Annotated in this window: 22 protein-coding genes and 1 pseudogene; 11 read left to right on the top strand and 12 right to left on the bottom strand. The window is 64.5% G+C overall.

All coding sequences use genetic code 11. From position 1 onward, the window contains the following. Positions 1 to 102 precede the first annotated feature (102 nt). The gene (locus RX329_RS16770) at positions 103 to 1491 is read left to right on the top strand and encodes a serine hydrolase domain-containing protein (protein ID WP_317246151.1); all 1389 of its coding nucleotides are present in this window, start codon (positions 103 to 105) and stop codon (positions 1489 to 1491) included. Here the strand turns inward: RX329_RS16770 and RX329_RS16765 are convergent. Beyond that, complete coding sequence (locus RX329_RS16765) at positions 1478 to 3043, bottom strand: S10 family serine carboxypeptidase-like protein (protein ID WP_317246150.1); 1566 nt, start codon at positions 3041 to 3043, stop codon at positions 1478 to 1480. The two genes, RX329_RS16770 and RX329_RS16765, sit on opposite strands and share 14 nt — an antisense overlap. A 255-nt stretch (positions 3044 to 3298) precedes the next feature. Between RX329_RS16765 and RX329_RS16760 the strand changes: the two genes are divergently transcribed. The 3 genes from RX329_RS16760 to RX329_RS16750 all read left to right on the top strand — a co-directional run bounded on the left by RX329_RS16760 (position 3299) and on the right by RX329_RS16750 (position 5321). Further along, positions 3299 to 4078, top strand: coding sequence for an NAD kinase (locus tag RX329_RS16760; RefSeq protein WP_085384999.1), 780 nt, complete (start codon positions 3299 to 3301; stop codon positions 4076 to 4078). Between the two features lie 87 nt (positions 4079 to 4165). Continuing rightward, the gene (locus RX329_RS16755) at positions 4166 to 4711 is read left to right on the top strand and encodes a response regulator (protein ID WP_007611745.1); all 546 of its coding nucleotides are present in this window, start codon (positions 4166 to 4168) and stop codon (positions 4709 to 4711) included. 31 nt (positions 4712 to 4742) lie between these two features. Beyond that, positions 4743 to 5321 carry an Hpt domain-containing protein gene (locus RX329_RS16750; RefSeq protein WP_018455380.1) on the top strand — a complete coding sequence of 193 codons (579 nt, stop codon included), beginning with the start codon at positions 4743 to 4745 and terminating at the stop codon, positions 5319 to 5321. Between the two features lie 124 nt (positions 5322 to 5445). Here RX329_RS16750 and RX329_RS16745 read toward each other — a convergent pair whose 3' ends face one another. The 4 genes from RX329_RS16745 to folE all read right to left on the bottom strand — a co-directional run bounded on the left by RX329_RS16745 (position 5446) and on the right by folE (position 9137). Beyond that, entirely contained in the window at positions 5446 to 6621 is a 1176-nt protein-coding gene (locus tag RX329_RS16745; RefSeq protein WP_085351150.1) for a DUF2336 domain-containing protein, read from the bottom strand. A 204-nt stretch (positions 6622 to 6825) separates the two neighbouring features. Next, the gene (locus RX329_RS16740; protein ID WP_247443702.1) at positions 6826 to 7863 is read right to left on the bottom strand and encodes a lytic transglycosylase domain-containing protein; all 1038 of its coding nucleotides are present in this window, start codon (positions 7861 to 7863) and stop codon (positions 6826 to 6828) included. Positions 7864 to 7994: 131 nt separating this feature from the next. Further along, positions 7995 to 8417, bottom strand: coding sequence for a phosphoribosyl-AMP cyclohydrolase (gene hisI, locus RX329_RS16735; protein ID WP_085351148.1), 423 nt, complete (start codon positions 8415 to 8417; stop codon positions 7995 to 7997). A gap of 27 nt (positions 8418 to 8444) precedes the next feature. Further along, complete coding sequence (folE, locus tag RX329_RS16730; RefSeq protein ID WP_007602630.1) at positions 8445 to 9137, bottom strand: GTP cyclohydrolase I FolE; 693 nt, start codon at positions 9135 to 9137, stop codon at positions 8445 to 8447. Between the two features lie 229 nt (positions 9138 to 9366). On the opposite strand from folE, the pseudogene RX329_RS16725 reads away from it, so the two are divergent. Beyond that, positions 9367 to 9821 (top strand): annotated as a pseudogene (locus RX329_RS16725) (iron-sulfur cluster assembly scaffold protein). Positions 9822 to 9878: 57 nt separating this feature from the next. Here the strand turns inward: RX329_RS16725 and RX329_RS16720 are convergent. Further along, entirely contained in the window at positions 9879 to 10778 is a 900-nt protein-coding gene (locus RX329_RS16720) for a hypothetical protein (protein WP_204511587.1), read from the bottom strand. Between the two features lie 253 nt (positions 10779 to 11031). Here RX329_RS16720 and yidD point away from each other — a divergent pair, with 253 nt between their 5' ends. Continuing rightward, positions 11032 to 11370, top strand: coding sequence for a membrane protein insertion efficiency factor YidD (gene yidD / locus RX329_RS16715; protein WP_247299741.1), 339 nt, complete (start codon positions 11032 to 11034; stop codon positions 11368 to 11370). Between the two features lie 91 nt (positions 11371 to 11461). Continuing rightward, positions 11462 to 11674: a hypothetical protein gene (locus RX329_RS16710; protein ID WP_026232939.1), complete on the top strand. Its 213-nt coding sequence runs from the start codon at positions 11462 to 11464 to the stop codon at positions 11672 to 11674. On the opposite strand, the gene RX329_RS16705 is transcribed toward RX329_RS16710, so the two are convergent. Together RX329_RS16705 and RX329_RS16700 are read right to left on the bottom strand one after the other, a co-directional pair. Further along, positions 11675 to 12889 carry a hypothetical protein gene (locus tag RX329_RS16705; protein WP_317246149.1) on the bottom strand — a complete coding sequence of 405 codons (1215 nt, stop codon included), beginning with the start codon at positions 12887 to 12889 and terminating at the stop codon, positions 11675 to 11677. 2 nt (positions 12890 to 12891) lie between these two features. Next, positions 12892 to 14259, bottom strand: a complete 1368-nt coding sequence (locus RX329_RS16700; protein WP_317246148.1) for an APC family permease — start codon at positions 14257 to 14259, stop codon at positions 12892 to 12894. Between the two features lie 328 nt (positions 14260 to 14587). On the opposite strand from RX329_RS16700, the gene RX329_RS16695 reads away from it, so the two are divergent. Further along, on the top strand, positions 14588 to 15931 hold the full coding sequence (locus RX329_RS16695) for an alpha/beta hydrolase (protein ID WP_317246147.1): 1344 nt from the start codon (positions 14588 to 14590) through the stop codon (positions 15929 to 15931). A gap of 68 nt (positions 15932 to 15999) precedes the next feature. On the opposite strand, the gene RX329_RS16690 is transcribed toward RX329_RS16695, so the two are convergent. Both RX329_RS16690 and RX329_RS16685 read right to left on the bottom strand, forming a co-directional pair. After that, a complete protein-coding gene (locus RX329_RS16690) occupies positions 16000 to 16389 on the bottom strand; it encodes a hypothetical protein (RefSeq protein WP_026232937.1) in 390 nt (129 codons plus the stop codon). A 92-nt stretch (positions 16390 to 16481) separates the two neighbouring features. Then, the gene (locus tag RX329_RS16685; protein WP_085361740.1) at positions 16482 to 17654 is read right to left on the bottom strand and encodes an MFS transporter; all 1173 of its coding nucleotides are present in this window, start codon (positions 17652 to 17654) and stop codon (positions 16482 to 16484) included. A 186-nt stretch (positions 17655 to 17840) separates the two neighbouring features. On the opposite strand from RX329_RS16685, the gene thrS reads away from it, so the two are divergent. The 3 genes from thrS (at position 17841) to RX329_RS16670 (ending at position 21911) form a co-directional block, all read left to right on the top strand. Beyond that, a complete protein-coding gene (gene thrS / locus RX329_RS16680; protein ID WP_162496431.1) occupies positions 17841 to 19922 on the top strand; it encodes a threonine--tRNA ligase in 2082 nt (693 codons plus the stop codon). 93 nt (positions 19923 to 20015) lie between these two features. Further along, positions 20016 to 20579: a nitroreductase gene (locus RX329_RS16675; RefSeq protein WP_166517713.1), complete on the top strand. Its 564-nt coding sequence runs from the start codon at positions 20016 to 20018 to the stop codon at positions 20577 to 20579. Positions 20580 to 20642: 63 nt separating this feature from the next. After that, positions 20643 to 21911, top strand: a complete 1269-nt coding sequence (locus RX329_RS16670) for a serine hydrolase domain-containing protein (RefSeq protein WP_317246146.1) — start codon at positions 20643 to 20645, stop codon at positions 21909 to 21911. Positions 21912 to 22806: 895 nt separating this feature from the next. Here RX329_RS16670 and RX329_RS16665 read toward each other — a convergent pair. Further along, complete coding sequence (locus tag RX329_RS16665; RefSeq protein WP_240543361.1) at positions 22807 to 23235, bottom strand: hypothetical protein; 429 nt, start codon at positions 23233 to 23235, stop codon at positions 22807 to 22809. Between the two features lie 164 nt (positions 23236 to 23399). After that, positions 23400 to 24473 carry a hypothetical protein gene (locus RX329_RS16660; protein WP_085351138.1) on the bottom strand — a complete coding sequence of 358 codons (1074 nt, stop codon included), beginning with the start codon at positions 24471 to 24473 and terminating at the stop codon, positions 23400 to 23402. Between the last annotated feature and the right edge of the window lie 137 nt (positions 24474 to 24610).

Here is a 24610-nt window from a genome sequence, read left to right as displayed (position 1 = left end):
CATCTCCGAATGGGACGAACGGGCACAACCTCAGGGTTGTGCCCGTTCTGCGTTCTCGGTTAGCCTCTCGCATCAAACACTCTCCTGGTAAATCGGTGCGCAATGGACAAGTGGCTGCGATCCGCGATCGACTACATCGGCTCCTGGATCGAATTCCAGCACACCACAATCCAGCAGCCGGGCGTCATGGTCGCCTTCGTCCATCGCGGCGAGGTGGTTGCCGAGCATGCGTTCGGCCTCGCCAATCTCGACACCGGCGAGAAGCTCACCCCGCGCCATTGCTTCCGCATCGCCTCGCACTCGAAGAGCTTCACCTCGGCCGGCGTCATGAAGCTGCGCGAGCAGCGCAAGCTCCGGCTCGACGATTCCATCGGCCAACATGTCGCCGGCCTGCATCCGCGCGTCGCCGAAACGACGATTGCGCAAGTGCTCTCGCACAGCGCGGGACTGACGCGCGACGGCGCCGATTCCGGCCAGTTCATCGACAGCCGTCCCTATCTCGACGCGAACGAGCTGCTCGCGGAATTGAAGCGGCCGACCGTAATCGAGCCGGGCACACGCTTCAAATATTCCAATCACGGCTTTGGGCTGATCGGTCTCGTCATCGAGGCCGTGACGAAGGAGCCCTACCCGGTCTGGATCAAGCGCGAGATCATCGAACCTGCGGGCCTGCGCGAGACCGAGCCGGACGCGCCGCTTCCCAAGGGCGCGTCGTTCGCGCGCGGCCACACTCGCAAGCTGCCGTACGGAGAGCGATGCGTGATCCCCGGCGACAATCCCGCGCACGCGATGGCCTCCGCCGCCGGCTTCATCGCGACCGCCGCCGATACCGCCCGCTTCTACGCGCAGCTCGCGCCCAATGCGAAAAAGAGCGTGCTATCGGTCGCAAGCCGCCGCGAGATGACGCGAAACCATTGGCGCGTGCCGCAAAGCTTCGAGGCCTATTACGGCCTCGGCGTCAACGCCGGCAAAACCGACGGCTGGGATTGGTTGGGCCATGGCGGCGGCTTTCAAGGTTACATCTCCAGGACCTGCTCCATCCCCGCTTGCGAGCTCGCGATCAGCATCCTCAGCAACTCCATCGACGGCGCGGCCCCGTTCTGGATGGACGGCGCGATGCAGATCCTGCGCGTCTTCCAGTCCCGTGGTGCACCCGACCGCCGCGTGCGCGACTGGACCGGCCGTTGGTGGACGATCTGGGGCGCGAACGACCTCGTGCCGGTCGGCAACCGCGTGCTGGTCGCCAATCCCCAGTTCAACAACCCGTTCATGGACGCCGCCGAGATCGAGGTCACCGGCCGCGACACCGGCAAGCTCGCCTGGGCCGCCGGCTACTCCAGCCACGGCGAGCCGGTCCGCCGCGTCCGCGACAAGCGCGGCAAGGTCAGTGACGTCTGGATCGCGGGCGCCAATATCAAGCCTGCGGCCGTCGTAGCCCGCGAGATCGCGCGGCGATACAAGCCGCGCAAGCGGCGGGCTACTCCCGAATGAGCGTCTCGACCTCGCTTCGAAGGGCCTGCCGCGAGCCGTCGCGCGAATAGAACATGTGGCCGCCGGGATAGACCACGAACTTGACCCGCTGCGTTGCGAAGGCCGGCAACTGGTCGAGCACCCGCTTCGATCCGAAATAGGGGGTGGCGAGATCGAACAGGCCGTGCGCGACCAGCACGTTCAGCTTCGCATCCGTGGCAAGGATCTGTCGCAGCTCGGAGACTGATTGCGGCGGATTGATGCCGCGGCCGAAATCCCAATGACCCTCGACGGCGCCGTTCAACACCTCGTAGGAGCCATCGGGCCGCCAGTTGAGCTTGTGTGTCAGCAGGTCAACCGCCGCACTCGTCAGCGGCGCCTGCAGCGCATCGCCGGAGGGATCACCGAACCGCGAGCTGCTCGAATCCGGATAGGGATCAAGGCCGCGTACCGAGCCATCGTAGCGCCCCGTCACCTTGCCGTTCTTGCGGTCGAATTCGCGGCGGAATTCGCCGACGTCGAAGCGGCCGGCAAGCCGACGGCTCACCGCCTGGTCGATGCCGGTGAGCTCGGCGACCTTGTCGGCAAGACGATTGGTGGCCTCCTTGTCCGCCTCGCCCTTGACGAGGTCGGCCAGGAATTCGCCGCGCGCGTAAGCCTCGACGTCGGCGAGATCGGCGCGCTTGACCGGGCCTTTCGCCGCGCGCGCCACCGCCACATAGCTCGGCAGCGTCGCGACATATTGCAGGAGGCTGGTGCCGGTGAATTCGCGGAAGTCCAGGAGCGGCGACACCAGGATCAATCCCCTGACGCCGACGCCGTGCTGGAGCTGCAACTGGCGCACCACCTTCGGCCCGCGAATGCCGCCATAGCTTTCGCCGGCGACGTATTTCGGCGAGGTCAGCCGCTCGTGCTTCTCGAGCCAGCGGCGGATCACCAACGCGATCGAATTGACGTCGCCGTCGACGGAGTAGAACGACTTGCGCGCGTCTTCGCCGGTCGCGACGAAGCGGCTGTAGCCGGTGCTGACGGGGTCGATGAAGACGAGATCGGTGAAATCGAGCCAGGTCTCCGCGTTCGGCTTCACCTCGGGCGAGGCGGACGGCGACAGCGCTTCGCCATCGAGCGGCAGCCGCCACGGCCCGGCCGCGCCGAACTGGAGCCATGCCGACGACGCACCGGGCCCGCCGTTGAACAGGAACGTCACGGGACGCGTCGCACGGTCTGCGCCGTCGAGCTCATAGGATGTATAGGCGATGTCGGCCACCGGCTCACCCTTGCCGTCGAACACGCGGATCGAACCAGCGGTCGCTGCGAAATTGAGGCTGCGGCCGGGAAGATCGAGTGTCTGCTTCGTGGTCGAATCCGACGGAAGACGGTGCGGCTCGGCGGATGGCGATGCATTCTGCGACGCGCTTTGTGCGCCGCCGCGCCCGCCCTTCTGTCCGGCTGGCGCTGCCGCCTCGGCGCGCGGCTGCGGCGGATCGTCGGCGCGCGCCAATCCTGCGAGCGCGAATGCCGATACCGCCAGCACCAGGGTCGCACGGCGGAGCACCGGCATATTCATATTCATGGTCGTTCTCCCTGCCCGGCGACGACCACCGGTGCGGACCGCAAGGCTAGCGCGGAATTGCGACGGTTTGGGGGATCATGGCTCCGGCGGCGCCTGAAGAGCCCGGTGGGGCACAAATCGACCCGGTTTCATCCTCAAATCGGAATGGGCAGTTGCCGGACTGCTGTGAAGGGTGGTCATCCTCGACAATCGGGGTCGAGATCGTTAGACGAGCCCGGCGGAACTTTCTCGAGCCAGCGGCCCTGCCCGGAAGCCATGACCAAGCCAGCGCGATACGACCGGATCGCCTTCGTCGCCAGCCCCAGCAGCGAGGCGCAAGCCGCCTTCGGCCAGCTCACCAGGGACTTCGGCAATTGCAACCCGAAGGACGCCGACATCGTCGTCGCACTCGGCGGCGACGGGCTCATGCTCCAGACGCTGCATCAGCACATGCATACGGGCAAGCCGATCTACGGCATGCACCGCGGCACCGTCGGCTTCCTGATGAACGAGTACTCGACGGTCGATCTTCGAGCCCGCCTCGAGGCGGCGCAGGAATCCGAAATCCACCCCTTGCTGATGCGCGCGACCGACGCCAACGACCGCGTCCACCTGCATCACGCCATCAACGAGGTCGCCCTGTTCCGGCAGACCTACCAGGCCGCGCGCCTGCGGATCCTGATCGACGAGCGCGAGCGCATGTCCGAGCTGATCGCCGACGGCATCATGGTGGCAACGCCAGCCGGCTCGACCGCCTACAATCTGTCCGCCCAAGGACCGATCCTGCCGATCAACGCCGCGCTGCTGGCGCTGACGCCGATCAGCGCCTTCCGCCCACGACGCTGGCGCGGCGCGCTGCTGCCGAACACGGCTTATGTCGTGATTGAGGTGCTGGAGGGCGACAAGCGCCCCGTGGCGGCGGTCGCCGACCACGACGAGGTGCGCGATGTTCGCCGCGTCGAGGTGCTGTCCGACAAGACCATCTCGATGCGCATGCTGTTCGACCCCGGTCACAGCCTGGAAGAGCGCATTCTGCGCGAACAGTTCGGCTCCTGAGCCGCCCGCCGGACTGCCGATCGCAACCCTTCATTAACCCCCGGCGAGATATGGTTAACGAAAGTTGACCACTTCGGCCCGGGCTCCATGTTCCGCATCGATTTCAACAAGCTGCGTTTCCTCGTCTGCGACGACAATCCGCACATGCGCCGCATCCTGCGCACGCTGCTGCATTCCTTTGGCGCGCGTGAAGTCTACGAGGCCGAGGACGGCGCCACGGCGCTGGAAATGTACAGCCATTACGTGCCCGACATCGTCATCACCGACTGGGCGATGCCGATCTTCGATGGGCTCGAGCTGGCGCAGATGATCCGGCAGCCGGAATCCAAGGGCAATCCCTACGCGCCGATCATCATGCTGACCGGCCATTCCGAGAAGCGCCGCGTCACGGTGGCGCGCGATGCCGGCGTCACCGAATTTCTGGCCAAGCCGATCTCGGCCAAGGGGCTCTACCAGCGCATCCTCAACGTGGTCGCCAGTCCCCGCCCCTTCATCAAGACCAAGACCTATTTCGGCCCGGACCGCCGCCGCAACATCAACTCAGCCTATATGGGCCCCGAGCGCCGCGTCGGCGAAAAGCACGAGGTGCTGCAGCAGCCCTCGCTGCTCGACAAGGCCCGCTCCTCCATCTAGCGCAACGTCTCTCACGATCGAGGCCGATATCATGGCGAAGAACAGCGCAAGAGACATCGAGATCACGGCCTTCGCCACGCATCAAATCATCACGCAGCCCAACCCGCTGCGGTCGGTCCTGCGCCGCGTCGAAGACAAAGACATGGACGATCCGATCGGCCGCGCCGAACAGGCGCTCGCGGGCCTTGCTGGCGAGTTCAAGGACTGGATGGCGACCGAGATCAACCGGCTGTCGGCCGCCTACGTCGCCATCCGGCACGACGGCTTCAGCAAGGACAGGCGCGACGAGTTGTTTCGCGCCGCGCATGACATCAAGGGCGATGCCGCGACTTTCGGCTATCCGGCGGCGGCGGGCGTAGCCGAGAGCCTGTGCCGCGTCATCGAACACGCGCCCGATCTCGAAAAGGTACCGGCCGAGCTGTTCACGCACCACATCAACGCCATCCTTGCCATCGTGCACGAGAACACCAAGCTCGACAGCATCAGCGTCTCCGCCGAACTCAGCCGGCGCCTGCGCAAGGTCGCCGACGACTATCTCGCCGACGCCAACCGCGATCGCCCCGAGCATCTCGAGGTGATCCTGGCACCGAGCATCGCGCCGGCGGGGTAGCTTCGCCGTTCGCGAGGTGTTGTAGGGTGGGCAAAGCGAAGCGTTGCCCACCAATCGACATGAATTGTGCGGAGAGACGGTGGGCACGGCGCAATGCGCCTTTGCCCCGCCCTACAGCGTCTCGTTACGCAGCAATCAGATCGTCATACACCGGATCAACCGTCTCCTCCGCGACCAGCTCGTCGCAGAACAGCCTTGCCTCTTCGCGCGCAGATTCGGTGGCGAAGCGGCGCAGCAGGACCATCAGCGGCTCGGTCGCGCCGCGGTCGGTCTCGCAATGAGTGAGTACGCGCTCGACCATGCGGCGGCGCAGCCTCGCTGCATTGTCGTCGCTGTCGACGAAGCCCTGCTCGTGGCAGGCATCGAGCGCGACCTGGAAGGCTGCAAACGTCGCCTCGGGAAGCCCGGCGCGGCGGAGCAGCGCGTGCAGGCTGTTGCCGCCGCGATCGTGCAGCAGCGCGGACACGCGCGCCAGCGGCAGCTCGGCGAGCTCAGCCAGCGCCGCATCGAACAGGTCGAGATTGCTCGACAGCAGCGCGCGCAGAATGAGACCCGCGGTGAGCTGGCCGGTGATGCGCAGGTGCCGAACAAGCCCTTCCATGTCTTCGCCGCGGGAGCGCGCCGCAATGTTCATGGTGGAGCGGTCGCGCGCCTCGGTCGCGATGCGCTCGGCGCGGTCGGCACTCAGCCAGTTCCGGGCCACGACGAATTGAGCCAGCGTCTCTGAGAGTTTGGCCACCAGCGCGGCGCGCGTGGCAGACGGCAGATCCTCCAGCACCAGCATCGCCTCGCGGATCGCGGCAAGATGGCCGTGACGCTCGACGATGCGATCCCAGGAGAACGGCGCAAGCTCTGCATGAGGATTTTCGATCAGCTCGAGCGCTGCCGCCGCGCAGCCGACTTCGGCAATGGCGGCGCAGACCGATACCGGCAGCGCGATGCGGCGCGCGACCGCGCACTGCACCTCGTCGTTGCCGGTCGCGACGATGTCGACGAGATCGGCGTCGATCAGCAGCGGAGAATGTTCGAGCACGGGCAGCGCGACGGTCGGCTGGTCCGCCGACAGCGCCCGCACGATCGACGCCGGCGCTTCGGTACTGCGCGCGAACGCCTCGGCCATCGCCTGCCGCACCAGCGGCGAGGGATCGTCGAGCAGCATCAGAAGCGCGCCTTCAGCGGCAATACGGTCGTCATGGGAAAGGTCTGAGATCAACCAGGCCCGGGCCAGTGCCCGCGTCGCCTCGGCCCGCTCGCCGGCGGGCGCCGTCCTGATCCAATTGATGAACTGCCGAACGATCATGGTGCTTCCGGCTTACGCAACGAAGACGAAGCGGTGACGGCTTGTCACCTGCAACACAAAATAAACCACGACGCTTAACAAAGCGTTCACCATAACTGGCTGGTTTTATTGACGTTTTGTTAAGGGAACAAAGGCGGCCGGTTCACGTCTGGCCCTGCGCAGCAGCGTTCACGCTGCGACGTGTCCGAGATACGGGAGTGCGTATTAGCTTGAGAACGTGCCGCTGCGATCGCTGAAGAGATCAAGCGGCTGGGGCGGCCGGAGGTCGGGCGTTGCCGATGGGACCGAGGTCGCGGGTGCGACCGAGGTGAGCGAGGCATTGTTGCCCCACAATTTCTGCACGGTCGTCGAGACCGGCTGGGTGGTGTCGCCGGGCTGATAGATCGAGCGAAACACCGGCGTGATTGGCGCATTGTCCGCGATCGTCGTTGGCGCTGTCGCGCTGACCGGCATCACCGCGCGTGTGTTCGGAAAGGTCTGGAGATACGCGGCATTGTCGATCAGCGGCGCGGCAGGCTGTACGCCGTTGGCGCTCGCGACCTGCGTGGTCGACGGCGTGCCGCCATACATCGCCATCGCGCTGCGGGTGGTTTTCGAATTTGCCGCGCCGGCGTAGCGTGCATCCAGCACGGAATAGACCTCGGAGATGCTGCGCGCGCGGCCGTCCTTGGCGTAGAAGATCGAGCGATTGGCGGACGCCGCGTTAGGAAACAACCGCGCGCCAACCGCTTGCGGATTGTCCTCGGCATTGGCGATCAGTTTCGCGGCGCCGCCGACGCCCATGAAATGCGCCATGTAGAGTTCGCTGTCGGACGGCCTGCGGCCGAGCAGGCCGGTGAGCTTGAAGCTGTTCGACTGCGTCAGCGCAGCCGCCATGCTGGAGGCGGCCTCCGGATCGTCGCGCAGCTTCATGATCGACCGCTTCATCGCGGGATCATCGACGGTGTAGGTGCCCGACGACGTCCTGGTGATGGCGTCCGAATAGTTGCCATAGCCGAGCTGGGTGCCCGCTTCCTTCACCGTGCCAAGCCAGGTCTGGTCGATGAACTGGTAGAGCCCGTGCGCGGATGACGTAGTCGCCCCCGCCGTGGGATCGAAATCCGATTCCATCTTGGCGGTGGTCAGCATGTACTGGAAGCTGACGCCACCTACGTTCGAGGCCTGCTTGATCGCACTGGCGACGCGTGCCCGCGACGGATCAAGGACCGCCGCCTGTGAGACACTGGAATTGTCGACCGACATGATGAAGTGCCCGCCCGCATGGCGTTGAGGCGCGCCGGCAATTCGACGCCCTGTCGTCTCACTGTGGGACAGATATGGTTAATGCGGGGTAAATTCGGGCCGCCAGCGCCGCCCTCCGCATGACGGCAGGACTACTTCTTGTACACCGCGTCCGGATCGAACAGCCTGTCCGCATCGACAAAGACGAGCCTGGCGCCGCCGTCTTCGGCCTCGACCTTGCGGTAGAAGCAGGACCGGCGGCCGGTGTGACACGCAGCGCCGATCTGCTCGACGCGCAGCCAGACCGCATCCTGATCGCAATCGGTGCGGATCTCGAGCACGCGCTGGGTCTGACCTGAGGTCTCACCTTTTCGCCACAAGGCATTGCGCGAGCGGCTGAAGTACCAGGCTTCGCCGGTCGCGATGGTCTTGCGCAGCGCCTCGTCATTCATGTGCGCGACCATCAGCACGTCGCCGGTGGCAAATTCGGTCGCGACGACCGTGACGAGCCCGGCCGCATCGAATCTCGGAAGGAAGGCGAGACCTTCCTCGGTTTCATGGGAGTGAGCGGACACAACGCCCTCGCCGGTCTATTCGCGAGGTCAGCGCTGCAGGCCTCGCACCAGGGACAGAAAACGAGCCTGTTCCGCCGGATTGTCGCGGAACATGCCGGTGAAGCGGCTGGTGAAGGTGGAGGCACCATGCTTGGCGACGCCGCGCACCGACATGCAGGTATGCTCGGCCTCGATCAGCACGGCAACGCCGCGCGGCTTGAGGATCTCGTCGATCGCCGCCGCGATCTGCGCGGTCATGTGCTCCTGGGTCTGGAGGCGGCGGGCGAAGATGTCGGTGAGGCGCGCAAGCTTCGACAGGCCGACCACGCGTTCCACCGGCGTATAGGCGATGTGCGCCTTGCCGTAGAACGGCATCATGTGATGCTCGCATTGCGAGGTGAACTCGATGTCACGCACAAGGACGAAGTCGTCATAGCCGGCGGTCTCGCCGAAGGTGCGATCGAGCACCTCGGCCGGACACTGGTGGTAGCCCTGATAGAGTTCGTCGAAAGCCTCGACCACGCGGCGCGGCGTGTCGAGCAGTCCCTCGCGGTTGGTATTCTCGCCGATATAGGCGAGCAGTGTCTTCACCGCCTGCTCGGCCTCGGCGCGCGCCGGGCGCGGCTGGTCGGCGCGGACGGCGGCGGCGAGGAATTCGGAAGGATCAAGCTCCGCCGGACGGCTCTCGGGCTGCCGATCGGAGGGCTTGTTGGGGCGGATGGATTTGATGGTAGCGTCCATGTCGACTCCGTTCGACGGCCTTGCGGCCGGAGTGTCACCGGCAGACGGGGCGGCGAACCGCCGGACGCCTGAGAGAACAGTTTCGGCGAAAAGTCTGCAAGCCGTAACGCCGGCAGCAGGGTTCTGGATCACACCACTGCTGCAGCGCTGGACTGTTTTTCGCCAGTTCCGACCCTATATAAGGCTGTGGACGGCGCACGCCAAGGCCGGTCCTGCTGGACTCCATCACATGCTGAACGACATTTATAACAAGCGGATCATCGAACTGGCCGGGAATATTCCGCGGCTCGGGCGGTTGCCGGATCCCGATGCCACTGCCACCGCCCATTCCAAGCTGTGCGGGTCGACGGTCAAGGTCGACCTCAAGATGGAGGGCGAGAAGGTCACTGACTTCGCCCATGACGTGAAGGCCTGCGCGCTGGGACAAGCTTCTTCCTCCATCATGGCAAGTCAGATCGTCGGATCGACTGCGAGCGAACTCCGTGAGTTACGCGAAACTGTTCGCAAGATGCTGAAGGAGAACGGCGCGCCTCCTGAAGGCAAATGGGAAGAGATCAAGTTCCTCGAGCCGGTCCGCGACTACAAGGCGCGCCACGCCTCGACGCTCCTGACCTTCGATGCCGTGGTCGATGCCATCGGCCAGATCGAGGCGAGGCGAAGCAGCCGGCTGCGGCGCAAGGCTGATTCCGGAGGCTGATCCGGGCTCGTCGCTCGACCCGGAAATAGATCAGAGATTCGAGGCTACTTCTGCGACGCCGCAACCGGCGTGGCCACGCCGCCCGTGGGCACTAGGGCTTCCGCCGTCTTGGTCGACTTCGCAGGCTGTTCCGGTTCCGCACCGAACCTCGCCTGGGTCTTCGGTGCAAGCTCCGCCATTGCCGGCGCGGAGATGTCGACATGCGGCAGCACGTCGGCCACGAGATCCGTCGTCACGAGATTGGTCAGCTTGAGCTCGCCTGCATCGAGCTGATGCAGATCTTCCCAGGGCGGGACGCTGAGCGCGAGCGACAGCAGATCGCCGGCACCGCCCATGTCGAACGTGTATTTGGCAAGCCGGCCGATGTCGCGCTCCACGATCATCAGGTCCTGCGCGCTGTAGCTCGCCGCCTTGGCATCGTCGGCGCGATCGCCCATCCAGATCTGGTGAACCCGGACATGGGCCGCTTCCGGCACGTAGCGCTTCTTGCCCGCCAACAGCAGGAACACGCACATGGATTCGCAATAGGCCTCCGGCGCGACTGCCGGACGGGCCGACTGCCCGCCGCGGTTCTGAACGCTAACGCCGACCGTGGTCAGAAGTCCGAGATTGCGGAAGCGCCGGCCGAGCGTGATCGCGTCGTTGACGGAACCGCCGCTGGAATCCAGCACCACGGTGGCGCCGCCGAGCTGGCGCCCGCGGGAAAACTCTTCGAAGTCCCGGGGCGTATCGGCGGTGATGATGCCGACTGCACTGACCCAACCGCGGCAATTCGGTTCGCAGGCGACCCAATTGAACTTCATCGGCAGCTTGCGCTCTTCGAGGGCAGCACCGGCCCGGGCAGACGACCCGAGCATCGCGACGGCGCCAGCCAGCACGACTCCACAAGCGGCGATTCCTACCAGCAACCAGCCGCGAAGATTGAGCGCCTTCAGAAGTTTCAAACTGGTCCCTTCCCCAAGTCCCAAGCCTTAGCCCAAGCCTTACGGCGAGCCGACTCAGCCAAGCCCCGTTCCGACATTCCAATGAGTCTCACATGGACGTCACAAAAATGGTATCCGGGGGAATACAGCTCGTCCATAGGCATTTGCTGCACTGCTCCCAAAAAGCACGCAAAATATGACGTACAAACAACAGCTTACAGTTCCCTGCACCGGAACCGCGCAAAACCTCGCCCACGATCTCAGCAAAGCGCCCATGAAGCAATCAGCCTGCGAGCACTGTTCCAATCCCGTCGCGGGCGCGCTCCGGCTTCCACGCAGATTCGCCCGCGCGCTGATCTGGCTCTACCGCCACACGCTCTCGCCGCTGGTTGGCTACAATTGCCGGCACCTGCCGACCTGCTCCACCTATGGCGACGAGGCAATCGAACGGTTCGGGCTGTGGGCCGGCGGCTGGATGACGCTCGCGCGCCTGCTCCGTTGCAACCCTTTCGGCACCTCGGGCATCGACAACGTGCCCCTCACCGCACCACAGGGCGCGCGCTGGTACTTGCCCTGGCGCTACGGCCGCTGGCGCGGCGTCAACGCATCCTGAGCATGATGCGGCGCCTCAGGTGTCGCTACCTTGAGTGGAACCGAAACTCTCTCCTCGCGTTGCTGTGATGCTCCCGCGGGAGGAAACAACAATGCGCTGGAAAATCAGCCCTCATTTTCACGTCAGACTTGGACCGGATTCCCGGGGCGGTTCGCGAGGCCACGATCCCAGAACCCTCGACATGCTCGCCATCATCGCCCTGCTGCTGCTCGTGGTCGGCTCCGGCTGGTATCTGGAGACGAGTCTTGCCACGCCGCCTAGCACAACGGCGTTCATCGTGCCGAGCCAGAGCGTGCACTGGTAATTAGCGGGACCAGAAAAAGCGTCCGGGTGGCGGCGGGACCGGCTCAGGCGGACGTGGCCGCTTCGGACGCAGCGGTTTCGGCGACGGCTCGGCGGACGAGGTGGTCTCCGCCCCCGGCGCCGTCTCGCTTCCCGGCACCTTCACCGCCAGCAGCAAGTTCGACTCGTGCATCCGCCAGCGGTAGCCGACGCCGAAATCGATCGGCTGGGCGCGCGTGAACAGCGCGGCGTAGCGTTCCTGGTAGCGGCCGGGAAATTCGCCGATCGGTCCGAGATAGCGGCCGAATGGGAAGAACCGCCATTGCCGCGAATTGTAGCTCGAAAGCGGAATGCCGGAATCGTCCTGGACGATGGTCGCGCTGTTGGCGAGCAACCAGTCGCGCGCCACGGTGAAATTGCCGGAGTGCAGCAGATAGGACGCACTCTTGATCAGGCTGTTGCCGGGTCCGAGCGTCTCGCAGAACTTCAGGAATCCTGCCGCGCGTGCACCTGAATTGGAGAGATCGGTCGAGAAATAATACAGCGTGCGCGCCTCGCCGTCGGGGCCCGCAAAGGTGATGCGGGCGCCGCGCGTCGCGTTCGGTCCTGGATTGTCGTTGCCGACATGCACGCCGCCCCTGTCGTCGAGTGCGACCATCTCGACATTGCGGATGATCTTGCCGGAGCGGACGAGGAAGACGTAGAGGATCGGCAAGGTGCCGTTGACCTGGTTGGTGTGCAGGTCGACCTTCATTTGCTTGGTGATGAAGAAGGAAAAACTCAGGATCGAGCCGAGCGAGCGCTCGACATTATAGAGCGCGGCGCCGACCGAACTGCGCGGCAATCGCGTCAGGTCAGCCACTGCACCGACCGGCTCCAGCGCGCCAAGCACGTAAGTGCTGGCCTTGGGATAGAAGGCGTTGGCGTAGAGGAAGTCGGGGCCGCTGAACCAATAAAACATGGTCGGCTTGGTCGCCGCCAAATTGACGTCGGCCCAGTTGCGGATCTTCGCGAGCTGGCGCTCCTCGAGCTGGGCGAAGGCACTGTCGAAGAATCTCGCGTGGCGTTGCCAACCCGAGTCCTTTGTGAGCGGCACCAGCGGCGAATCCGCCGAAGGCTGCATGCCCGCGAGGAAGCGCGCGGTGTCGTCGAAGGTTGCCTCGGCAGCACGTGCGGACGAGACGGCCCCAGCCAGCAAGGCGAGAGCCACGGCCGCAATTCTCATGGGTCGAAACATGTCTATTCGCGATTGTGTGACGTGCCAGCGGCGACCGGCCGCCTGCGGAAAACAGCATAAATCAACAGGCCCGAGACCATGACGAGCATCCCCGATAGCGATTGCACCGGCCGCTCAGTCAATAAATAGTACATCATGAACGCGGTCACGAGCAGGAACACGAGCGGCGTGAACGGGTATCCCCAGGCACGATAGGGCCGCGGCAAATCGGGATCCGTGATGCGCAGCTTGATCACGCCGGCGACCGTGAAGAACGAGCAGAACAGCAGCGCGAACTGGATGAAGTCGAGCACGGCCTCGAAGCTGCGCGTGAACAGCAGCAAATTGGCGACGGCGAGCTGAAACAGGATGGCATAGGCCGGCGCGCCGCGCACCGATCTCCGCGAGAACACGCGCAGCGCCGGAATATCCTCCCCCATCGTCATCATCACGCGCGGGCCGATCCACATCATCGCGCTGATCGAGGAGATCAGGCCGAAACAGATCATCGCGCCGACGATCCGGCCGCCGAGATTGCCGAAGATCGCGCTGCCGGCAACGCTGGCGACGTCGAGCTGTCCCGCGAGCGCGCCGACCGGCGTGGAATGCAGAAACACCGCATTCAGCGCGACGTACAGCACGAGCACGATCAGCGTGCCCGCGAGCAGCGCACGCGGCAGGTCCCGCTGCGGCATGTTCATCTCGCCGATGATGTAGGTCGCGGCATTCCAGCCCGAGAACGAATACATCACGAATACGAGCCCGATCGCGAAAGGCGCGCTGACGATATGCACGAGATCACCCGCCTGCGGCGTGAAGGCGATCGGCTGCGGCGCGCCGACGATGAAGCCGGCGACCAGGAAGGCAACGATCAGCACGACCTTCAGGATGGTCGAGATCAACTGGAACGTCGAGGAATGCCTGACCCCGGTCAGTTGCACGAGCGAGACCAGCCACACCACGGCGATGGCAAGCGGGATCGGCGGCACATCGGGGACCACCGATTTGGCGTATTCGCCGAAGGCCATCGCGGCGAGCGCGACGGGTGCTGCAAAGCCAACCGTCGCCGACACCCAGCCGGCGAGAAAGCCGAAGGCGGGATGATAGGCTCGGCCGAGGAAATTGTATTCGCCGCTCGAGCGCGGAAACATCGCGCCGAGCTCGCTGTAGGAGAACACCCCGCACAGCGCGACGATGCCGCCGACCGTCCAAAGCAAGAGGATCGAGAAGCCCGAGGGAATGTCCTTGACCTGGAAGCCGAGGCTGGTGAAGACGCCGACCCCGATCATGTCGGCCACGACGATGGCGGTTGCGACCAGAACGGAGACCCCCGACCCGCTTCCGGTCAGCCGGCCGGTCCAGGGTGCAGTACCCGCATCTGATGCCGTCATCGCCGTCCTCAACCTCAGGCGTCACGCCTCGTGGGAAGCATCGTGCAGCTCGGTCCAGTCAATTCAAGCAGGGTTAACAAGGGTTAAATGAGGCGGGGCCAAATCGGTACTGCAGCACCATCAATGCACGAACGGGCAATAAAGCGTCGTAAACACCGGGACATCCCGTCTCCCTCCCCCACAATCACGACACGATTGCGTGGTCCCTTTGAGCGTTCCGGATGTGGGGAAGTTTCTCCGGACACTTAACGTCGCCTAAACGCCCATCGGCTCAATTGCCTTAATGATTGCCGATGGACTTGTGGTCATGACTTGGGGTCATGGGTGAATGGTCGGGGCCGTTCCGAAACCGAGAGCTGACATCCGCGCCGACCGGACCACGTCCGGCGCACGCGGTCGTGCGCTTCGGACCGCTCTGATCTCAGCCTTGGTGCCGTTGTCGCTGACGCTGGTTCAATGCGGCAAGGCACCCAATCCGGCAGCACTCGCGGCGAACTCGCAGGCCAATGCCCAAGGCAACGTCCAAGCCAACGTCCAGGTCGTTGCGAAGACAAACCAGCAAGTCGCAAGCAACGACACGTTCGAGGATCGATTCCCGGCCCCCCAGTTCAGGGAGCGCTTCCCATCCGCGAGCGAGGGTTTTCTGCAACGGCAGATGTCGGACTTCTCACCCAAGCGCGCCGTGCAGCCGCAGCCGGAGCAGGCGCCTTACAAGGTTGCTTCGCTCGCGCCGCAGGCCCCCTACCAGCGTCCGCCACGCGAGGACCTGACGACGCTCGTCAGCATGAAATCGTCAGCCTTCCCCTATTTCGGCAACAACCCTGCCTCCGACGCGCCATTCCTCAACATCTCCAAGGGCGACCGCCGCGGCCACCGCAGCTATTCCGGGCGCGTGTTCTGGCAGGACGAGACTTACAACGATAACCGCGTCCTGATGCACGTGCCCGAACATTTCGACGTGCGGAAGCCAGGCGTGATCGTGGTGTTCTTCCACGGCAATGGCGCGACGCTGGAGCGCGACGTGCGCGACCGCCAGCTGGTGCCGCAACAGATCACTGATTCCGGCGCCAACGCCATCCTGCTCGCACCGCAGATGGCAGTCGATGCCGCCGATTCCAGCGCAGGAAAATTCTGGCAGGCTGGCGGCCTCAAGCGCTTCATCGACGAGTCGGCGAACCATCTCGCCCGCCTCACCGGCGATCCCAACAGCGCCCGCGCCTTCGCCAACATGCCGATCGTGATCGTCGGCTACAGCGGCGGCTTCCTGCCGACGGCCTGGAGCCTCGAGGTTGGTGGCATCGGTGACCGTGTCCGCGGCGTCGTGTTGCTCGACGCCGTCTATGGCGAGATGGACAAGTTCGCCTCATGGATCGAGAGCCACCGCTCCGGCTTCTTCGTCAGCTCCTACACCCGCTACACCGCACGGCGCGACCGCGAACTGATGAGCACGCTGCGGCAGAAAGGCATAACCGTCTCCGAAGACATGGACGGCCCCTTGCGTCCGGGCAGCGTGGTGTTCGTCGAAACCGGGGACGGCATCACGCATCGTGACTATGTGACGCGAGCGTGGACGCGGGACCCGCTCAAGGACGTCCTCGTGAAGATGTCGGCGACGCCATCACTCGCGCTCACGCGCGTGGCCTCCACCAATCCATCCCCGTCGAGCCGGTAAGCCCGCGATATTGCGCCGTCGGTATTTTGGCTAGGTGGGCCTGTAACTGTCGCAGGCCCTGATCTGCCTCAGGTCTTTGGCAGCTTCGGAATGCTTTCGGCAAAGCCGTTGAAGCAGGCCAGCCGCTCGTCCTCTTCCTTGAAGAAACGGCAATCGGCGTAGCCCTTGGCCTTGGCCGGCTTCGGCTTTGGCGTCGGCGGGATCACGGCGTCGTAGCAATTGAGCCGGTCCTTGGTGCCGTCATCGAGGTCCAGGCAAGCCTGCAGCCGCGCCGCGATGGATTGTGGCTTGCCCTTCGGCGCGGCAGCCGGCTTGGCCGCAGCCTCCTTGGTGCCCGCCTTGGTCCCTTTGGGCTTGACCTGCACCAACGGCTTGTCTCCGATCATTGGTGGCTTGTCGGCTTGCGCGAAAGCGGAAGCTGAATAGAGCACCGCGGCAACCGCCAGAATCATCCTCATCTCAGTCAACCCTCTTTGGTCCCCATGACCGGCCTTCTAGCCTCCCGGCGCGCGGTTTGCCAAGCACCTTGCGCACACAGGCACGCTTCCGTTCAGGCCGGGGCGGCTGTTGCCGGCCGGGGCCGGGTCAGGACGACCAGGATCAGCGCCACCACCACGAAACCGACTGCGACGAAGCCGAGCGTATGCAGGAGCTCGCGGGCGAACAGCAGTCCGCCGACGGCAGAGCCGACCGCCTGGCCGATATAAAGGACGGAGGTGTTGAGTGCGACGGTCGCCGATGCCAGCGACGGTGCGGCCGAGACCAGCCGCACCTGCTGCATCGAATTGGTCGAGGCAAAACCGAGGCCCCAGATCGCGACCGCACCCGCCATCAACGCGAGCGTGCCGGCGCCGAGTGCCCAGCCCGTGATTCCTGCAAGCAGCAGGCAGGTGAACAGCAGCGAGGTGCGATAGGGTCCCGAGGTGTCGACGATGCGGGTCGCGATGACAACGCCGAGGAAGCCGCAGACGCCATAGAGAGCGAACACCAGGCCGATCGCATCGGGCCCTGCGCCGGTCAGCTTGTTGAGCAGCGGCCCCATGAAGGTGAACACCACGAACTGCCCGGACATCTGCAACATCGTGATCGCAAGCAGAAGCCGGATCGTTCTGTTGCGACCGACCGCGCTCCAGGTCTTCAGATCCACCGGCGTCCCCTTCAAGCCCCCCGGCAGCCGCATCAGCAACAGCAGGAAGCTGACGCAACCGAGCGCGCCGATTCCGCCATAGGCCGCGCGCCAGCCATAGCGGCTGGCGATGAAGGTGATCAGCGGCAGGCCGACGGCGGCAGCGAGCGACCAGCCGAGAAAGATGTAGGCAATCGTGCTGCCGCGACGCTCCACCGGCACGATCAACGCCGCCGTACCGGCGGCCTGCGGCGTGTAAAGCGCGCCGACCGCGAGCATCACCAGGCGGATGACGAGGAGGCTCGCATAGTCGGGCGCAAAGGCCGAGGCCAGATTGCCAAAAGCGAGCACCGCCAGCGTCGTGGTGAGTAACGCCCGGCGCTCGATCCGGCTGGTGAGCCAGGCCGTCAGCGGCGAGCCGATGCAGAGGATGACAGCCCCGAAGGTGATCAGGAGCGCAGCCGCATGGATGCTGACGTCGAGCCCCGTCGCCAATTCCGGCAGCATGCCCGCCGGCGCCAGTACTGAGCAGCCGGTGACGAGATTGCCGAGCATCAGGGCGGTTGGCGCGAAACGGCCGGCGCGTGCATTTTCTATGCAAACGCATGTAGAGCCGCCTTGCGACCAGTTAAAGGGCGTTGCCCGGAATAGTTCGTGCAGCGCCTCCGCTTTTGCGCGCCGGTTTCTTGGAAATGCCGGATTGCGCAGGCCGACTCGCCTGATATATCGCTCGTTCCCGCTTACCTGCGCTCGTTCGCAGGAGTGAGCCTCAGGAGACATGCCATGACCGACCAGCCCAAGGACCCATCCAAGGACCAATCCAAGTCCGAGCAGCCCAAATCCGAATCCGGCTTCCAGTACAGCCTCAGCAATTTGAGACCCGTGACCCCACCGGAAAAAATTACGCTCACCTTTCCGGACGGCGCCCGGCGCGAATACGCCAAGAGCATCACCGGCCTCGAACTCGCCAAGGGCATTTCGCCGTCGCTGGCCAAGCGTACGGTCGCGATGGCGCTCGACGGCGTGGTCTCCGACCTCGACGATCCCATCGAAGCCGATGCCAGGATCGAGCTGATCAACCGGGACGATCCGCGCGCGCTCGAGCTGATCCGCCATGACTGCGCCCACGTGCTGGCCGAAGCCGTGCAGACGCTGTGGCCGGGCACACAGGTCACCATCGGCCCCGTGATCGAGAACGGCTTCTATTACGATTTCTTCCGCAACGAGCCGTTCACGCCGGAGGACTTTGCCGCGATCGAGAAAAAGATGCGCGAGCTCATCGCGCGCGACAAACCTTTCACGAAAGAGGTTTGGGATCGCGAAAAGACCAAACAGGTGTTCCGCGACAAGGGCGAAGCGTTCAAGGTCGAGCTGGTCGACGCCATTCCCGGCAACGAGCCGATCAAGATCTATTACCAGGGCGACTGGTTCGATCTCTGCCGCGGCCCGCACATGACATCGACCGGTAAGGTCGGCAACGCCTTCAAGCTGATGAAGGTGGCCGGCGCCTATTGGCGGGGCGACAGCAACAACCCGATGCTGACCCGCATCTACGGCACGGCATTCGCCAAGCAGGAGGACCTCGACGCTTATCTGAAGCAGATCGAGGAAGCGGAAAAGCGCGACCATCGCAAGCTCGGGCGCGAGCTCGACCTCTTCCATTTCCAGGAGGAAGGCCCGGGCGTCGTGTTCTGGCACGCCAAGGGCTGGACCATCTTCCAGCAGCTGATCGCCTATATGCGGCGGCGCCTGGCCGGCGACTACAGCGAGGTCAACGCCCCGCAGATCCTCGACAAGTCGCTGTGGGAGACCTCCGGCCATTGGGGCTGGTACCGCGAGAACATGTTCGCGGCGCAGTCGGCCGGCGAGGAGGCCGAAGACAAGCGCTGGTTCGCGCTGAAGCCGATGAACTGCCCAGGCCACGTGCAGATCTTCAAGCATGGCCTGAAGAGCTACCGCGACCTGCCGCTGCGGCTCGCCGAGTTCGGCGTGGTGCACCGCTACGAGCCGTCCGGCGCGATGCACGGATTGATGCGCGTGCGCGGCTTCACCCAGGATGACGCGCACATCTTCTGCATGGAGGATCAGCTCGCCGACGAGTGCCTGAAGATCAACGAGCTGATCCTGTCGACCTATGCCGATTTCGGCTTCACCGGCGATCTCACTGTGAAGCTGTCGACCCGGCCGGAGAAACGCGTCGGCACCGACGCGATGTGGGATCACGCCGAGCGCGTGATGGCGACGGTGCTGCGCGAGATCCAGTCGCAGAACAATCACATCAAGACCGAGATCAATCCGGGCGAAGGCGCCTTCTACGGACCGAAGTTCGAATATGTGCTGCGCGACGCCATTGGCCGCGACTGGCAGTGCGGCACCACGCAGGTCGACTTCAACCTACCGGAACGGTTCGGTGCGTTCTACATCGACCACGACAGCGGCAAGAAGCCGCCGGTCATGGTGCACCGCGCGATCTGCGGTTCGATGGAGCGCTTCATCGGCATCCTGATCGAGCACTATGCCGGCAACTTCCCGCTCTGGCTGTCGCCGGTGCAGGTGGTGGTCACCACCATCACGTCGGAAGCCGACGAGTATGCCAAGCAGGTGCTGGAGCAGGTCCGGCGTGCGGGACTTCGAGCCGAGATCGACCTGCGCAACGAAAAGATCAACTACAAGGTCCGCGAGCATTCGCTCGCCAAGATTCCGGCACTGCTCGTGGTCGGCAAGAAAGAGGCGGAGACGCAGTCGGTCTCGATCCGCCGGCTCGGCAGCGACGGGCAGCAAGTGACGACGACGGTGGAAGCCATCGCCGCCCTCGTCGACGAAGCGACCCCGCCGGATGTGAAGCGAGCGCGCAGCGCGGCCTGACATCTGAAATCGGTCTAAACTCGCTTTCGGTTGCGGGCGTGCATTCCTATGTGGGGACTGCACGCCCGACGACCAGCCGAAGAGGAAACCGCAGTGCCCGACGCCATCGAACTCCTGAAGACCCGCCGCTCGGTCAAGCCGCGCGAGATGTCCGGACCTGGCCCCTCCCCGGCCGAGCTCGAGACGATCCTCACCATCGGCGCGCGCGTGCCTGATCATGGCAAGCTCGCGCCCTGGCGCTTCATCATCTTCGAGGGCGATGCGCGCCAGCGCGCCGGCGAGGTGATCGCGAAGGTGTTTGCCCGGAAGAATCCCGGCGCGCCGGCGGCCGACGTCGAGACCGAGCGCAAACGCCTCACGGATGCGCCGCTGGTGATCGGCATCGTCAGCTTCACCAAACCGCATCCGAAGGTGCCGGTCTTCGAGCAGGAATTGTCGGCCGGGGCCAGCGTTATGAACATCGTCACGGCCGCGGCGGCGCTCGGCTACGGCGCCTGCTGGCTGACCGGCTGGTTCGCGTTCGATCGCGACGTGCTGGATGGCCTCGGCCTCAAGCCGGACGAGAAGCTCGCGGGCTTCGTCCATATCGGCAAGCCGACCAGGCCGAGCGAAGACCGTCCGCGACCGGTCCTTTCTGAAATCGTGACGCGATTTTAATCGAAGGCGTGTTGACGCCTTCGACGTCTTGCGGCTTTGATCCCGGCGAGGGAGGAAGCCCGGATGAAGCGTCGTGAATTTCTGGTCGGAGCCGCGCTGCTGGCCGGCACGATGGCGCGAAGCCGCGCCGCCGACGTCCCCGCGCCGTCGTCCGACGGGCTCGACCGCATCACAGCGTATTTCGACAACGAGGTGACGAATGGCCGGCTGCCCGGCGCCGTGGTGCTGGTCCAGCAGCACGGCAAGCCGGTCTATCTGAAGACTATTGGCGTGCGCGACACCAGGACCGGTCTCGCGATGACGCCCGATACGATCTTCGCCATCCACTCGATGACCAAGCCGATCACCTGCCTTGGCGCGATGATGCTGATCGACGAGGGCAAGCTCGCGCTCACCGACCCCGTGTCGAAATATGTTCCCCTCTTCGCCGACACCAAGGTGGGCCTCGAGGTCACCAATCCCGACGGCACGTTGCATCTGGATCTCGTGGCCCCGGTCCGTCCCGTCAACATCGAGGATCTGCTGCGGCACACCTCGGGCATCAGCTACGACTACATCGGCGGCAAATGGGTCGAGCAGGCCTACAAGGCCGCCAATATCTTCGAAGGTCAATTCAACAACAGGGAATTCGCCGAACGCATCGCAAGGCTGCCGCTGGCACGGCAACCGGGAACGCTGTGGCGCTACGGTCATTCCACTGACGTCCTCGGCAGCGTCATCGAGATCATCTCGGGCCAGACGCTGTACGAATTCCTCAAGCAGCGCATCTTCGATCCGCTCGGCATGAGCAGCACCAAGTTCGCGCTGGCGACCGAGGACGAGCTAGCGCGGATGGCGCGGCCGCTGCCGAACGACAACATCCTGCTCGCCGCCGAGCGCGAGCGCCTCGATCACCCCGAATGGCAGTCCGGCGGCGGCGGGCTGCTCTCGACCATCACCGACTACCAGCGATTCGCGCAGATGCTGCTCAATGGCGGCGAGTTCGACGGCAAGCGCTATCTGAGCCCCGCTGCCTTCAAGGCCATGACGACCGATCACGTCGGGCCGGGCTCGGGCGTCGGACGCGATTACTTCTATTTTCCGGGCGACGGCTTCGGCTATGGCTATGGCCTCGCGGTGCGGACCGATCCCGGCAACGCCAAACCGCCGCCGCCGGGCTCGCTCGGCGAGTTGAAATGGGACAGTGGCAGCGGCACCTATTTCGGCGTCGATCCCAAGCTCGACATGGTCTACCTGCTGATGCAGCAGACCCAGAACGAGCGCAGCCGCATCACGCCGGCCTTCAAGGCGCTGATCTACGACTGCTATCCGTCCGAGTTACGCCGTCCGTGAATCTCGCTCGCCGAAATCGGCGAGCAGCTTTGCGATCTCGGCGGCGTATACTCCCATCATCCTCGTCATTGCGAGCGCAGCGGCAATCCGGACTGCCCACGCGGAAAGACTCTGGATTGGTTCGCTGCGCTCGCAATGACGGAGTCTGTGGGTGGAAGCGTCGCACTTTCATCGCATTCCGGATCGCAGACGCACCTTCGCATCCTCGCGGCTTGTTCGCCCGAGCTTTGCCTCGATGCCTTACCCTCAAATGAAAGAGGGCGCAGGGAAGACCGGGTGCCGGCTGGCACCCGCGGTCCACTGTGCGAGATTGTCGTGAACAAAATTGCACAGCAGCATACAGGTGAAGCCAAAACATCCGGCCTTCCCTGCGCAGTGGCTTTACGGCTTATGTCGCGCTCTCCCCGGGGAGCGATGCACTATTGCCCCCGTCGCCTTGCGGATGGCTGACGCGTGCGCCCGGTTGGGCAACCCACATCACCGCAACGCTTGACGCACAGACCCCGGGCGTCAGGACCACACGATTTTGCCGTACGCCGATCACACCGGTCGTGTGCGCGAGGCCTTCGCTCACGGTTGCCCGCCCTGCGAAGCCGATCGCGCCGATGTGACCAACGTCCACCGCCGTCCGGCCCGCGTTCGTGACGATCGCGATACGCCCCTCTTCCTTGGGCCGGAGTGAGGGCGTGGATACGCCGTTTCCGAATTTCGGTAAAGCGGAATATTTTTGCGGTCAGGAGTTGACCGACAATTGGGGTGTTTTGCCCGTCGGGCAACGCAAGGTCTTGTAGCCCGGATGAGCGAAGCGACATCCGGGATTCCGACCACGAACTGTCCCGGGATCGCTTCGCTCACCCGGGCTACGGGACTTATCGGACTGCACGCGCAGTCCCGACTAGTCCTCGCTGGACGTCGCCAAGCGGTTGCGCAGATGGGCCTGCGACAACAGAAAGAACAATGCGCGCTCGCCATGATATTTGGCGGACGGCCGAGTGCGCTCGAAGCCATCGGCAAATTTCTTGCCGGATTGGTCGCACACCTGCCACCGCCAGCCGAACCGCTTACGCCTGGTGAGGATCACTTCGAACATGCCGACGAGCTTGGTCCCCTGCTCCTTGCCGGTCTCGCAGACGCACGAGCCTGCTCCGGCCTCCCCCGTTGGAGTGATGTCCGACATATAACGCGGCAGGATGGAAAGCGAATAAAATTGATTATCGGAAATAGGTATCTTGCACTGCTGTGAGGAAGTCGCGGCGCCGCTGGAATAAGCCGGCGGTGCCGGTGTTGATCGGTCCTGCTTGGTAGCGCTGCCAGAGCTGTTCAAATCGAAACGCCAACAATCGCAACAGCAAGCGGAGCAGCGGAAAGCATCTGCTTTCGCACACGGGACTGGCGGTAATAAGATATGGGAATCCATGCGCTGAATGAGAAGTGTTCACCAGGCACGAAGACTAGCGTCGGGCCGCATGCGGCATCACCGCTCAAGCACTACCGCGCGACGACCTCGACTTCGCCGTCGACGCCGTTGACGACATTGAAGCCGCGCTCGTAGACCTTGCCCTCGTTCTTGGCGATGGCGCGGTATTCGCCTTCGGAGAGCACGACGCGGGGAAAGGCGCCGATCGATTCCTTGATGACGTCGCCGCCCGGGGTCAGTACCGACCAGGCGGTGTTGGCGAGCGCCTCGCCGCCCCTGTCGCTGACGAGCTTGAGCGTGATGACGGCAGCGCGGTGGGTGATGGTGACGTCGGTGAGCTTGCTGGCCTGGACGCGGATGTCCGAGCGCACCACCGAATTGGCGTCGCCGTAATTCGAGATGATGTAGTAGGTGCCCTCCGGCAGCAGCACGACGTCGCCGGCGGCGACGTTCGGCACCAGGGAGGCGCGTTCGCCGGATTCGAACTGGCTCCCCTTGTAGATCGCGAACGAGATCTGGTTCTGCGGAATGCGACTGGTGCCGACGCGGCCCTCGATGCGCAAGCCCCCGGCGGGCAGCACGAAGGACTCGCGATCGGTCTCGGCTTTCAGGCTGACAGTGCGCACCGCGCTGACGAGGCCAAAGGCGACATGCACGACGTAATTGCCGGGCGGCAACACGATGTTTGGCGTGGCATTACGATCTTCGCGAATCAGCTTGAAGGTGCCGTTCTCGTCGGGACGATCGGCAAACACGCGCCAGACCAGGCCGCTGGTGATCGGCGGGGTGTCCTTGCCATATTTCGCGGTCAGCGACAGCACGCCCTGTCCGGGCACCGCCGCATTGAGCGGCGGGGCGGATGGCACAGTCGTGACCGCGGGCGGCGGCATGCTGGGCGTGGTCGGCTGCAACAGGGTCGGCGGCAGGCTCGGCGGTCCGGCACCCGGGCCGGAGGGCGGCGCCAGACTGACGGCACCGCCGGGATCGGGCACCGAAGCGGGCGGCACCGGCGGCGGACGATCGGAGAAAAGCTGCGCCTGCGCAGCATTTTGGCCAAGAGTATAGAGACAGGCAGCAAAGACCAACACCGGCAGCAGCGATGTGCTGCGCCGCCATCCGATGATGCCGTCACCCCCGAGAGTCATGCCACCTGCTTTTCACCGAAAACGCGGCAAATTCAAGCCTCTGGATCCCCGAGAAATACGGCCAATACGGTTCTTTGGAACCCGGCTGACGCCTGCGTGATTACCCCAGGGGCACCCGTCCCTCGCCATACTCCTGC

The organism is Bradyrhizobium sp. BWC-3-1 (assembly GCF_032917965.1).
Taxonomy (GTDB): Bacteria; Pseudomonadota; Alphaproteobacteria; order Rhizobiales; family Xanthobacteraceae; genus Bradyrhizobium; species Bradyrhizobium canariense_D.
Note: the sequence above shows the minus strand (reverse complement) of the source record. Positions and strands in the feature narration are given on the sequence as shown.

Excerpts from the sequence above, each read along its gene's own strand:
- RX329_RS16770 (WP_317246151.1), top strand. The coding sequence starts at position 103 with ATGGACAAGTGGCTGCGATCCGCGATCGACTACATCGGCTCCTGGATC.
- RX329_RS16765 (WP_317246150.1), bottom strand. The coding sequence starts at position 3,043 with ATGAATATGAATATGCCGGTGCTCCGCCGTGCGACCCTGGTGCTGGCG.
- RX329_RS16760 (WP_085384999.1), top strand. The coding sequence starts at position 3,299 with ATGACCAAGCCAGCGCGATACGACCGGATCGCCTTCGTCGCCAGCCCC.
- RX329_RS16755 (WP_007611745.1), top strand. The coding sequence starts at position 4,166 with ATGTTCCGCATCGATTTCAACAAGCTGCGTTTCCTCGTCTGCGACGAC.
- RX329_RS16750 (WP_018455380.1), top strand. The coding sequence starts at position 4,743 with ATGGCGAAGAACAGCGCAAGAGACATCGAGATCACGGCCTTCGCCACG.
- RX329_RS16745 (WP_085351150.1), bottom strand. The coding sequence starts at position 6,621 with ATGATCGTTCGGCAGTTCATCAATTGGATCAGGACGGCGCCCGCCGGC.
- RX329_RS16740 (WP_247443702.1), bottom strand. The coding sequence starts at position 7,863 with ATGTCGGTCGACAATTCCAGTGTCTCACAGGCGGCGGTCCTTGATCCG.
- folE (WP_007602630.1), bottom strand. The coding sequence starts at position 9,137 with ATGGACGCTACCATCAAATCCATCCGCCCCAACAAGCCCTCCGATCGG.
- yidD (WP_247299741.1), top strand. The coding sequence starts at position 11,032 with ATGAAGCAATCAGCCTGCGAGCACTGTTCCAATCCCGTCGCGGGCGCG.
- RX329_RS16710 (WP_026232939.1), top strand. The coding sequence starts at position 11,462 with ATGCGCTGGAAAATCAGCCCTCATTTTCACGTCAGACTTGGACCGGAT.
- RX329_RS16705 (WP_317246149.1), bottom strand. The coding sequence starts at position 12,889 with ATGTTTCGACCCATGAGAATTGCGGCCGTGGCTCTCGCCTTGCTGGCT.
- RX329_RS16700 (WP_317246148.1), bottom strand. The coding sequence starts at position 14,259 with ATGACGGCATCAGATGCGGGTACTGCACCCTGGACCGGCCGGCTGACC.
- RX329_RS16695 (WP_317246147.1), top strand. The coding sequence starts at position 14,588 with ATGGTCGGGGCCGTTCCGAAACCGAGAGCTGACATCCGCGCCGACCGG.
- RX329_RS16690 (WP_026232937.1), bottom strand. The coding sequence starts at position 16,389 with ATGAGGATGATTCTGGCGGTTGCCGCGGTGCTCTATTCAGCTTCCGCT.
- thrS (WP_162496431.1), top strand. The coding sequence starts at position 17,841 with ATGACCGACCAGCCCAAGGACCCATCCAAGGACCAATCCAAGTCCGAG.
- RX329_RS16670 (WP_317246146.1), top strand. The coding sequence starts at position 20,643 with ATGAAGCGTCGTGAATTTCTGGTCGGAGCCGCGCTGCTGGCCGGCACG.
- RX329_RS16660 (WP_085351138.1), bottom strand. The coding sequence starts at position 24,473 with ATGACTCTCGGGGGTGACGGCATCATCGGATGGCGGCGCAGCACATCG.